At 73.4% G+C, this 8,095-nt stretch carries 6 protein-coding genes and 1 pseudogene; 5 read left to right on the top strand and 2 right to left on the bottom strand.

The features are described from left to right. The first annotated feature begins 68 nt into the window (after positions 1-68). Positions 69-1,553, top strand: coding sequence for a hypothetical protein (locus ACZ6TV_RS26080; RefSeq protein ID WP_465299881.1), 1,485 nt, complete (start codon positions 69-71; stop codon positions 1,551-1,553). Here the strand turns inward: ACZ6TV_RS26080 and ACZ6TV_RS26085 are convergent. Then, positions 1,550-2,566, bottom strand: coding sequence for a zinc-dependent alcohol dehydrogenase (locus ACZ6TV_RS26085; protein ID WP_465299882.1), 1,017 nt, complete (start codon positions 2,564-2,566; stop codon positions 1,550-1,552). The genes ACZ6TV_RS26080 and ACZ6TV_RS26085 overlap by 4 nt on opposite strands. Before the next feature lie 28 nt (positions 2,567-2,594). On the opposite strand from ACZ6TV_RS26085, the gene ACZ6TV_RS26090 reads away from it, so the two are divergent. From ACZ6TV_RS26090 to ACZ6TV_RS26100, 3 genes and pseudogenes are all read left to right on the top strand, one after another. Beyond that, positions 2,595-4,313 carry a dihydroxy-acid dehydratase gene (locus tag ACZ6TV_RS26090; RefSeq protein ID WP_465299883.1) on the top strand — a complete coding sequence of 573 codons (1,719 nt, stop codon included), beginning with the start codon at positions 2,595-2,597 and terminating at the stop codon, positions 4,311-4,313. Between the two features lie 64 nt (positions 4,314-4,377). Next, a pseudogene (locus ACZ6TV_RS26095) lies at positions 4,378-4,940 on the top strand (ATP/GTP-binding protein). 61 nt (positions 4,941-5,001) lie between these two features. Beyond that, positions 5,002-6,015 carry a LacI family DNA-binding transcriptional regulator gene (locus tag ACZ6TV_RS26100; protein WP_465299884.1) on the top strand — a complete coding sequence of 338 codons (1,014 nt, stop codon included), beginning with the start codon at positions 5,002-5,004 and terminating at the stop codon, positions 6,013-6,015. 6 nt (positions 6,016-6,021) lie between these two features. Here ACZ6TV_RS26100 and bglS read toward each other — a convergent pair whose 3' ends face one another. After that, positions 6,022-6,777, bottom strand: coding sequence for a beta-glucanase (gene bglS / locus ACZ6TV_RS26105; protein WP_465299885.1), 756 nt, complete (start codon positions 6,775-6,777; stop codon positions 6,022-6,024). A gap of 164 nt (positions 6,778-6,941) precedes the next feature. Here bglS and ACZ6TV_RS26110 point away from each other — a divergent pair, with 164 nt between their 5' ends. Next, positions 6,942-7,970 carry a glycoside hydrolase family 26 protein gene (locus tag ACZ6TV_RS26110; RefSeq protein WP_465299886.1) on the top strand — a complete coding sequence of 343 codons (1,029 nt, stop codon included), beginning with the start codon at positions 6,942-6,944 and terminating at the stop codon, positions 7,968-7,970. Positions 7,971-8,095 lie beyond the last annotated feature (125 nt).

An 8,095-nucleotide genomic window follows, 5' to 3' on the forward strand; every position in this document is an offset into this window, starting at 1 on the left:
CAGGGTAGCGCGCACCTGCGGCCGGTGTGGGCCTGCCCAGTTCGGTGTGCATTGATACCCTGCCGCTCGTGAGTGATGATGCGCGTCAGCGTCCCGGCGGCGGCGACCCGGCCGGGGACGGGCATCCGCCGGCGGCCTGGCCGATGCAGGGGGGCGTCGACCACGACCCGGAGTGGGAGCAGCTGACCGAGCCGCTGTCACCGGCGTGGCTGCCGCCGCCCGGCACCCCGGCCGGACCCCCGGCAGCGCAGGCTGCCGACCCCGCCGCGCAGCCCGGCCCGAGCCTGCCCGGCGCCGCGCCGCTCAACCCGCAGCAGGGCCCACCGCCGAACCCTCCGCAGCCGACGTTGCCCGGCGCGGCACCGATGGGCGTCCAACCCACGATGCCCGGCGCGGCACCGATGGGCGTCCAACCCACGATGCCAGGTGTGGCACCGGTCAGCGCGCAGCCGACGATGCCGGGTGTGGCGCCGATGAGCGCACAGCCGGGCATGCCCGGAGCCGCGCCGCTCGGCGGCCCGCCGCCGCAGCAATATCCGCCACTGCCGCAGCAACACGGTCAGCCCGCACCGCAGCAGTACGGGCCGGCGACGCCCCAGCAGTACGGACCGCCGCCCCAGCAATACGGACCGCCCCAGCAGCACGCACCGGCGCAGCAGTACCCGGCGCAGCCGATTGCCGGGCAGCCTGCCGTGGGACACCCGCAGCAGCCACCGGCCGTGGCGTACGGGCAGGTCTCCGGCCCGCCGTACGGGCAGGCGTCGGCCCCGCCGTACGTGCAGGTGCCGGGTCCGCCGCCGCAGCAGTCGTCATGGCCCGCGGCGCAGACCTCGGTGCCGCCGAGCCCGGCGCCCGTCCGGCCGCCGGCGCGACCCGAGCCGTTCGCCGAACCCGTCGACCTCGAGCCGTCCCGCGGCCGCGGCGGCCTGGTCCTGGGGATCGTCGTGGCGGTGGTCGTCGCGGTCCTCGCCGGTGGCGGAGGCTACTTCCTCGGCGGCGGCTTCGACAAGGACCAGCCGGTGGCCGCCCCCACCGTCGCGCCCAGCCCGTCGGTGAGCCCGACGCTGTCCACGTTCCAGGCCGGGCAGCGCAAGCTCAACGAGGCGAAGTTCGACGGCGACCTGCTGCCGCTGGCCACGCCGTGGCTGGCCGACATGGGCGGCTGCGTCGCCGACACGGACAAGGACGGCCCGAAGCTCAGCAACGACGAGGCGAAGCACGTCCTGTGCCGGTACGGCGCCGTCGACCTGCACTTCGTACGGTTCCAGAAGCAGGCGGACCGGGACGGCTCACGGGCGTTCCGCGCGACGCTCAGCGTGTCGTCGGCGACCCTCGCCCCCGGCCAGACCCGGCCCGGCCCGAAGACCGGCGGCTCGGGCGCGTCCGGCCAGTACGTCGAGTACGCGCTGACCGGCGGCGACGATCGGCCCCTGTGCGGCATCTGGTGGAACGTGCCGGAGGGCAACGCCGGGTTCTTCATGGAGACGCTGTGCAAGGAGACGCTGAACGGCGACTGGACGTCGTTCCGCGACCTGTGGGTGCTGCACAGCTAAGGCAGCGACGGGTCGATGTGGATCTTCGGGGCGGCGCCCCACGCGGCCGGGCGGGAGCCTGACAGCGCGGACGCCGCCTCCGACAGCCCGATCGTCGCCGCCACCAGGGGGCGCGGGTCGACGGCGCCGGAGGCGTAGAGCTCCACGGTGCCGGCCAGGCCGCCGGACGCGCTGAGCACCCCGACCGCGGTCACGTCCTTCAGTGCGAGGGTCCGCGAGTCGAGCAGGCTCGGTGTCCCGGACAGCCCGATGTAGACGACCCGGCCGCCGGGCTCCACCAGGTCGAGCGCGGCGGCCGGCGACGTCGCCGCGTTCGAGGCGTCGACGACCGCGTCCCACCGCAGCGCCGGCAGCGTCCCGGCCGTCCACACGGCGCCGCAGCCGAGTCCCCGGGCGAAGGCGACCGACGCGTCCGTCACGCCGAGCAGGTGCACCTCGGCGCCCCGCGCGGCGGCGATCTGCGCGACGAGCAGCCCGATGGTGCCGGGCCCGACGACGAGCAGCCGGTCGCCGGGGGAGAGCGCGGCACCGCGGACGGCACGCAGCGCGTTGCCGCCGGGCTCGACGAGGGCGCCGAGCGCCGGCCCCACCTCGTCGGGCAGCGCCTGCAGGGCCCGGGCCGGCACCAGGAGCCGCTCGGCGAGGGCACCGGGCCACCCGTGGCGGATGCCGATCTCGTGCCGGTCCGCGCAGAGGTGCTGGCGGCCACCCGTACACCTGCCGCAGCCGCCGCAACCGAGCATGGTGTCGCCCGTGACGCGCCTGCCGACCCAGCTCCCGTCGACGCCGGGACCGGCGTCGCGGACCACGCCGCACCACTCGTGCCCGATGCGGATCGGATACCCGGCCTGGCCGTCGTGCAGGTAGGACATCTCGCCGGTGAAGAACTCGACGTCGGTGCCGCACACGCCGGCCCGCTCCACGTCGACGACGACCTGCCCGGCGCCGGCGACCGGCTCCGGGACGTCCTGGACCTCGGCGCGGTGGGGGCCGATGATGACGAATGCGCGCACGGGCTCCATCTTCCGGGAAGCGGGTCACATGTCACGACTGCGAAGCGCCGAGTGGTACGCGGGCGACGACCGCAACGCCTACATCCACCGTGCCTGGATGCGCCGCGGCCTGCCCGCCGACGCCCTCGACGGCAGCCGTCCGCAGATCGCGATCGCCAACACCGCCTCCGACCTCACCCCGTGCAACCGCCACCTCGACGAGGTCGCCGACCACGTCGCCCGCGGCGTGTGGGAGGCCGGCGGCGTCCCGCACAACCTGCCGGTCGTGTCGCTCGGCGAGACGCAGGTCCGCCCGACCGCGATGCTGTGGCGCAACATGGCCGCGATGGCGATCGAGGAGATGCTGCGCGCCAACCCGATCGACGGGGTGGTCCTGCTCGGCGGCTGCGACAAGACGATCCCCGCGCTGCTGATGGCCGCCGCCTCCGTCGACCTGCCCGCCGTGGTCGTGCCCGGCGGCCCGATGCTCACCGGCACCTTCCGGGGCACGCCGCTCGGTTGCGGCACCGACGTGTGGCGGCTGTCGGAGGAGGTACGCGCGGGGACGCTGTCCGCTCAGGGCTTCCTGGACTCGGAGTCCTCGATGATCCGCAGCCGCGGGCACTGCAACACGATGGGCACCGCGTCGACGATGGGGCTGCTCGCCGAGGCGCTCGGGATGACCCTGCCGGGCACCGCCGGCATCCCCGCCGCCGACAGCCGGCTCCTCGCCCGCTCCCACGCGTCGGGGCGTCTCGCCGTCGAGCTCGTCCACGCGGACCGCCGGCCGGGTGCCGTCATGACCGCCCAGGCGTTCCACAACGCGATCGTCACCCTGGCCGCGACCGGCGGCTCGACCAACGCCGTCGTGCACCTGCTCGCGATCGCCGGTCGGCTGGGTGTACCGCTGAGCCTCGACGATTTCGACCGCATCGGCGCCGAGGTACCGCTGCTGGTCGACCTGCAGCCGGCGGGCCGGTTCCTGATGGAGGACCTGTACCGTGCGGGCGGCCTCGCGGCGGTGCTCCACTCGGTGCTGGACCTGCTGTCCCCGGAGGCCGTGACCGTGACGGGGGCGCCGCTGGTCGACTCGCTGGCCGGCGCCGCCGTCTTCGACGAGTCGGTCATCCGCCCCCGTGCCGCGCCGCTGCTGGCCAACGCGGGCATCGCCGTGCTGCGCGGCAACCTCGCCCCGCTGGGCGCGATCATCAAGCCCGCCGCCGCTTCGCCCGCCCTGCTGCGGCACCGCGGCCCGGCGCTCGTCTTCGACTCGATCGAGGACTTCCACGCCCGCATCGACGACCCGTCGCTCGACGTCTCCGAGTCCACGGTCCTCGTCCTGCGCGGCTGCGGCCCGAAGGGCTACCCGGGCATGCCGGAGGTCTCGAACATGCCCCTGCCGGAGAAGCTGCTGCGCGCCGGCGTCCGGGACATGGTCCGCATCTGCGACGGCCGGATGAGCGGCACCGCGTACGGCACCGTCGTGCTGCACGTCGCCCCCGAGGCCGCCACGGGTGGCCCGCTCGCCCGCATCCGCACCGGCGACATGATCGTCCTGGACGTCCCGGGCCGCACGCTCACCGTCGACGTGCCCCAGGCCGAGCTGGACGCCCGCCCGCCGGCGCCCGCGCTGCTCGCCGCCCTGGCCCGCCCCACCCGCGGCTGGGAGCGCCTCTACGTCGACACGGTGCTGGGCGCCGACACCGGCGCCGACTGTTCCTTCCTGCTGGGCTCCTCCGGCTCCCGGGTGAGCCGCGAATCGCACTGAGCCACGTGCGCGGGAGCCTATGATCGCCTCCTGGGTGCCGCTGGCCGGGGTGGTGGGGGTGCGGATGCGGGTCGGGATCTCCGGGACGCACGGGACCGGGAAGACGACGCTGGTCGAGGCGCTGTGCGCGCGGCTGCCCGGGCATGTCGCCGCCGACGAGCCGTACTACCTGCTGGAGGAGAGGGCCACGAGTTCCAGTTCCCGCCCTCACCCGAGGACTACCGGGCGATGCTGGCCCGCTCGGTGCGGAGCCTGTGCTCGCCGCCGTCGCCGTCCGGCGTGATCTTCGACCGGACGCCGCTGGACTACCTCGCATACCTGGTGGCGGCCGGAGCGGACCCCGCCGAGGAGGTGGACGGTGCCTGGTTGCGGCCGGCGTTCGCCGGTCTGGACCTGCTGGTCATCACGGTGATCACGGCCGAGACGGAGCGGATGTTGCCGGCCGCGGAGCTGCCCGGTCTCCGTTCGCGTGCGAACGCCGCGATGCTGGAGCTGGTGTACGACGACCCGTTGCACGCCTGGGAGGACACGCCGGTGCTGGAGCTGAACGGACCCCTCGACAGCCGGTCGGACACGGTCCTCGCCGCGCTGGGCCGGCCCCGGCCGCAGGGCCCGGCTCGGGCCTGACGGCTTTACAGGGCTCGCGCGGGCTTCCTACCATGGCTGGACCGTGAGCGGAGGGACCAGCATGCCGTCAACGGGGCCGTCCCGACCGCCGACGCTCGACGAGGTCGCCGAGCGCGCCCGTGTCTCCCGCACCGTCGCCTCCCGGGTGATCAACAACGGGCCCAACGTGAGCCGCGCGAAGCGGGACGCGGTCGAGAAGGCGATCCGCGAGCTCGGGTTCACCCCCAACCGCAGCGCGCGGGCGCTGGCCACCCGCCAGACGGGCGTGGTGGTGCTGGCGGTCTCCGGCGACGGCCCCGAGGTGTTCGGCGACCCGTTCTTCGCGCAGGTCATCGTCGGCGCGTCCGCCGCGCTGGAGAAGACGGACCTGCACCTCATGCTGAGCCTGGTCACCAACGACCACGGCCAGCGGCGGCTGCGGCACTTCCTGCAGACCCGGGGCGCCGACGGCGTGATGCTGGTCGCGACCCGCGGCGCCGACCCCCTGGTCGACATCGCCACGCGCTCGGAGCTGCCGACGGTGTTCATCGGCCTGCCGCCGCACGGGACGCCGCCGTGGTACGTCGACGTCGACAACGCCGGTGGTTCGCGGGCGGCGACCGAGCATCTGCTGCGCGGCGGCCGCCGCCGCATCGCGATGATCACCGGACCCGAGGACACCGCCGTGGGCCGGGAGCGGCTGCGCGGCTACGTGGAGGCGCTGCGCCTGGCCGGCCTCGAGCCGCACGCCACCGCCCCCGGCGACTTCCTGGAGGCGAGCGGCGCCGAGGCCATGCGAGCGCTGCTGAGCGCCCGGCCGGACCTCGACGCCGTGGTCGTCGCCAACGACAACATGGCGGCAGGTGCGCTGGCGGTGCTGCGCGACGCCGGCCGGGCGGTGCCCGGCGACGTGGCGGTGGTGGGCTTCGACGACATGCCGATCGCGCTGCACACCGAGCCGAGGCTCACCACCGTCCACCAGCCGGTCCAGTCGCTGGGCCGGGAGGCCGCGCGCATCCTGGTCGAGCTGCTGGACGGCGGGCAACCGTCGTCGCTGATCCTGCCGACCAGGATGGTGGTGAGGGAGTCGGCCTGACCCGCGTCAGTACCTGGTGTATCGCACCCAGTCGTAGCTGGCGGTGAGCGTCCTGCCCGGGTAGGTGAACGGCTGCAGCCAGCCGTCGACGCCGATGCCGGGCCACAGGTTCATCATGATGCGCTGCGGGCGGGTGGGCAGCGGCCCGCGCGAACCGTTCTCCTGGTGGACGAGCCGCCCGTCGACGAACCAGTTGATGGTGCCGCCGTTCCACCACTCGAAGGCGTAGTTGTGGTAGCCGGCCGAGGCGTCGAATCCGAGGTTGATGACGGTCTCGTGGCCGCCGACGCCGCCGGTGAAGTAGTTGGTCTGCATCTGGTTGGTGTTCTTGCCGAGGATCTCCACGTCGATCTCGTCCCAGGGCTGCCCGTCGCTGGGCCCGGTGTAGGTGAAGAACGACGTCACGGTGCCGGGGTTCTTCACGGCCTTGAGCCGCGCCTCGAAGCGCCCGTACGTGAACAGGTCGTTGCTGCGGTACTCGCCGGACGCGTACGGCTTGCCGGAGCAGCCGCCCGGGCAGGGTGTGGTGTTCAGGTTGGTGCTCATGACGCCGCCGTTGAACTTGACGTGGTCGGCGCGCCAGCCGGCGTTGAACATGCTGCCGTTGCTGTAGCCGTCGGCCTTGTGCCAGCGGCCGGTGTCGAAGCTGTTGAAGTTGTCCACGAAGCTGGGACCGATGGCGGCCTCCGCTTGGTGGACGCCCAGCGTGGCGGTGATGCCGAGGGTGGCGAGGAGCAGCGCGATCAGTCTCGTCCGTCGCATGTGCGGTCTCCTGTCCTGCGCGGTATTGGCGGATACCGGAAGCGCTTCCAGCGCGTTCAGCTCGGTGGGTGGTGTGAGATCAGTCTTGAAACTGGAAGCGCTACCAACTATGAATGTCTATCAGAACACAACCGGAGCGTGCTCACCACCGATCGGGAGGCACCATGCGCAGACGAGTACTGCTGGGCGCGGCGGTCGCGACCGCCACCGTGGCGGCGACCGGCACCGCCGCCGAGGCCGCCCCCGGTCCGGCCGGGCCGCCGCCGCGGTACCTGGGCATGTTCCGCGAAGAGGACCCCACCGCGATCGCCGCCGACGTGCGGAAGCTGTACGGCGTCACGCCCGCCAGCGTGATGTGGTTCGACAGCTGGGCCGGCGGCCGCCCGTTCCCCGTGGCCGAGGCGAAGGCACTGTGGCGGCACGGCATCATGCCGCACTACACGTGGGAGCCCTGGGACACCGCCCTCGGCCCGGACGACCCCGCGCAGATCCACCTGCAGGACGTCGTCGACGGCTCGTGGGACGACTACATCAAGGCCCGCGCCAGGGAGTTCGCCGCCGTGCGCAAGCCGATCCTGGTCCGCTGGGGCCACGAGTTCAACGGCAACTGGTATCCGTGGGGGATCGCGAACAACGGCGCCGACCCGGCCCTGTACGTGCGGGCGTACCGCCACGTGCACGACCTCGTCGTGGCCGCCGGCGCGCGCAACGTCCAATGGGTGTGGGCCTTCAACAACGGCTCGTCCCCGGACGCGCCGTACAACGACCCGGCCGCCGCCTACCCCGGTGACGCGTACGTCGACTGGGTGGGTGTCGACGGCTACAACTGGGGCTTCGGCCCCTCCTGGGACCCGGCCGCCGACCACTGGACGACCTTCGACGCGACGTTCGCCTCCGCGTACGCCAAGGCCCGCGCCGTCGCACCACGCCGGCCGGTGATGATCGCCGAGTTCGCCTCGACCGAGGACGGCGGCGACAAGGCGCGGTGGATCAGGGACATGAACGCGACCCTGCGCTCCGGCGCGTACCCGGACCTGAAGCTCCTCACCTACTTCGATCTGACGAAGGAGGAGGCGTGGTCGCCGGGCTCGTCACCGGCCGCACTGGCCGCCTTCACCTCCTGGGTCCGCCAGCGGTACATGACCGGCCGGGGCGACGAGCTCGCCCGCGTCTCCGCGCGCTACCGGAGGTGACCGGCCCGGGGGGGGGGGGGGGGGGGGGGCCCCCCCCCCCCCCCCCAGACGCCACGAACAAGCCAGCGAACACAAACAATACAAAAAAAAAAGCCACGAACAAGGAAGAGTAAAGGGAGAAGGAG

It is taken from the genome of Dactylosporangium sp. NPDC051087, assembly GCF_055586325.1.

What these genes read in the sequence shown, in the direction of transcription:
- ACZ6TV_RS26100 (WP_465299884.1), top strand. Translation starts at nt 5,002, where the DNA reads ATGCCGTCAACGGGGCCGTCCCGACCGCCGACGCTCGACGAGGTCGCC.
- ACZ6TV_RS26090 (WP_465299883.1), top strand. Translation starts at nt 2,595, where the DNA reads ATGTCACGACTGCGAAGCGCCGAGTGGTACGCGGGCGACGACCGCAAC.
- ACZ6TV_RS26110 (WP_465299886.1), top strand. Translation starts at nt 6,942, where the DNA reads ATGCGCAGACGAGTACTGCTGGGCGCGGCGGTCGCGACCGCCACCGTG.
- bglS (WP_465299885.1), bottom strand. Translation starts at nt 6,777, where the DNA reads ATGCGACGGACGAGACTGATCGCGCTGCTCCTCGCCACCCTCGGCATC.